The 3114-nt window shown below is 66.7% G+C and carries 2 pseudogenes; both read right to left on the reverse strand.

Going from position 1 to position 3114, the window contains the following annotated elements:
- A pseudogene (locus AC1VAN_RS16550) lies at positions 1 to 1805 on the reverse strand (hypothetical protein); the annotation flags it as partial.
- A gap of 6 nt (positions 1806 to 1811) precedes the next feature.
- Positions 1812 to 3114: pseudogene (locus AC1VAN_RS16555) on the reverse strand (phage tail protein); the annotation flags it as partial.

Below are 3114 nucleotides of genomic sequence, written 5' to 3' on the forward strand. Positions count from 1 at the left end.
CGCTGCGCCTGCGCGGAAACGTCAGTGGCCATCGCCTGCAGCTGCTGCGTGGTCAGGGCCTTGAACTGCCCGACATTTGCATCAAGCCGCACAACGGCCTCCGCGTTGGCTAGGTCACCCTCGGCAATGACCGTGTAGACCGTTTTGCTGCCGGCGAACACGTCCAAGTCGCCAGAGAAGGTGTCCTCATCACCGGCGTGATCCCCCTCCAGTTGCGCCGTCATCGAAGTGACGCGTTCCCCGACCGCACGCAGTCCGTCTTCTGTTTCCTCAACCTTGGCGCTGACCGTCTCCAGCGCTTCCACAGACGCCACCAGGCCTTCGCCGGCGGGCATGCGTGCCTTGACCAGCCGAATGGCCTCGGCGTTGGCGCTGTCGCCTTCTGCGCGCGCCTGGCGTTCCTCGGTGACGCTGGCCTCCGTTGCCAGCGGCCCATCGCCGACCGGCATCCGGGCCTGCAGGATCTCGATTGCGATCACCGCGGCCTCATCGGCGCTGACACGCGCGTCCCTTTCGGACGCGAACAAGCCGGTGGCCACCTGGGAGAGGTCTGTTCCCTCGTAGTCTCCGCGCAGCTGGGCCGCCAGGCTCTCCCGCTTGCTCGCCTCGGCAACGTCCCCCGCGACCCGCGCCCGGGCCTCCTCCTRCACCAGCGCCACGCCGGCACCCGGTGTCGGCCGGCCGATGGCCACCCAATCCACCAGGAAGTAGTTGGCCACCGCCTGCTCGTCGCCGAACTGCAGGCGAACCGCATCCACCTCGCCCGGCCACCAAGCAATGTCCGCCACGTCGACCGTGGCCACACCATGGTCATCCCACAGGGGCTGGGGGATTGGCGCCCGCTTGTCCACGTCCCAGTTCTGGTCCTCGGCCGTGATCCACTGCAGGTAGCCGTTCCACACCGGCGTGCCCACTCGCTTCACGCGCAGCTTGGCGAAGCGATAGGCGCTGCCGTCGATCTCCAACGCCGGCGGCGACTGCACCCATGGTGCCTCGGTGCCATTGGCCGGCCGCAGCCAGCCGTCGATCACAATGGGATCGGACCCGTTGCCGGTCCAGCCCTCGGCCGTTGTGTCGAAGTACCAGATTTTCCGGCTATCGAACTGCGTGCCGCTGCCGGCCACGATCTCCGACAGCGCGCGCGACAGTGATTCAACGTCGCTCTGGCGGGTTTCGGCCTCCAGCGTGATGGCGGCCTCGCGCGCCAGTCGCTCGTTGAGGTCGCCGTCTGCTCGGTGCTGCGCCTCCTGGGCGATTGCTTCCATGGCGTCCGACACGCCCTGCTGCCGCAGCGCCGCCTCGGCCAGCAGATCGCGTGCAGCATCGGCCAGCCCGTCGGCCCGGGCAGCGGCCTCGATTGCGTCCCCCTCGATGCGGTCGGCAATCTCCTTGGCCAACCGTTGCTGCTGCTCGATCAGGTCGTTCGTGGTCGGCGACGGCGTGGCCTCCACCACGGAACCAGAGCCCGGCTTTCCGCGCACGGTCGGGGTGATCCGAAACCACCACTTCGTGCCGCTGCCGTCGCTGTAGAGGTAACGGGTTTCGACGGTACGGTAAATCTCCGTCCACGGCCCCTGCGGGCTCGGCCCGCGCTCGATCACGTAGATCACCCCGGCCTGGTCGACCGGGTTCCATTCGATCAGCACACCATCGGCCACGGGGTTGGGAACAACCCCGTCCACCGGCGGCACCTCCGGCGGTCGATAGGCCACCGGGAACCAGGTCGAGTAGCGCGGTGCCGCCGGAGACGGGGACGGCAGCGCGCCCACGCCAATTTCAACCAGCGTGAGTTTCCTTGCCAGCATTGCGGATTACCTCGCGTATACAGCGTTGAGAGATTTGCGCAGCGCGCTGCTGCTGGACGTGCGGACGCCTTGGGTGGTGGTCGCCAGCAGATCCCGCAGCAGCTGGTTCTGCTCGGTGAGCAGCGCATTGCCCTGCTGCACTGCTGTGGTGGTCTGTGATTGCGCGTCCTTGTTCACCACCAGGTCGAACACGGCACGGCTGAAGTTGTCCGGCATCGCTTCGATTGCATCGGCCAGTTGGCCCATGCTCGTGCCATCCTCCTTGTCCAGGTCGCCCACCTTCATGCCGTCGATCAGGCCGGTTACCTGGTCATACAGACCGTTGTAGTCCTTGCCGCTGGCATAGAGGTTCCGACCGAAGCCCAGCGCCGCCTGGGCCGCCGACTGCGCGGCGCTGGTATCGCCACCGGCCACCGCCCGCTGCAGCTCCTTCATCGCCTGGCCCAGCTTCTCCTGGTCCGTCAGCGGCGACAGGTCACTGATCGACAGGCCGTACTGCATGGCCTTCTTGTCCTTGTCGATCTGCGCCTGCAACTTGCCCATGTTCATGGCCCGCAGGGCTTCGATCTTGGCCAAGTCCTCAGCGCGCGCACCGGACAGGCCCAGCGCCTTGGCGTAGTCGTTGGCCGACTTCACCTGCTGGCGGTAGGTGCGCTCGATGGTCAGCGCCTGCTGCTGGTAGCTCGACAGGTCGCCGGTCATCAGCTGCGTGGAAACGTCTGCCATCAGCGTGGCGTAGTTGCCCAGCAGCCCCGTCACCTTCTGGACCTGCGTGGCCAAGTCGGTGCCGGCGACGCTGGCCAGGTCCTGGAAGTAATCAACGGCCTTGTTGACCTTCTCCACCTCCATGCCGCTGAGGGCGCGGCCCAGCTCGTCGGCATTGCCCACGGCCAGTGCGATGGAAGCACTGAGGGCCGAGAACACATCCGACGCTTCGAAGTAGCCATCCAGCTGGCCACCAAACCCTGCCGCCCGCACTGCCTCGGTAAACAGGCGGTCCGTCATGTCGGCCAGGTAGGCTTCCAGCTGGGCCTTCGCTTCCGCCGAATCCGCCGACAGCTGCAGCTTGCCCAGCGACACCTTCACCCCGGCCAGTTGCCCGGAGAGATCCACGCCCAGCTGCTTTGCCAGGTCAGTGGCTGCCCCGCGCACCTGGCGAGCCGCCATGTCGAACGTGCGATCAATGCCCGGATCCAGCGCCCCGTACTGCGTCCACTTCTTGTCCGAGCGGAACAGGCCGCCCTTGGCCTTGATATCGGCGTAGGACTGACCGTTGAAGCCCCCAAATCCGTAATCGCCCGTGATGCCC

The organism is Stenotrophomonas sp. 05L44_2, from assembly GCF_056665995.1.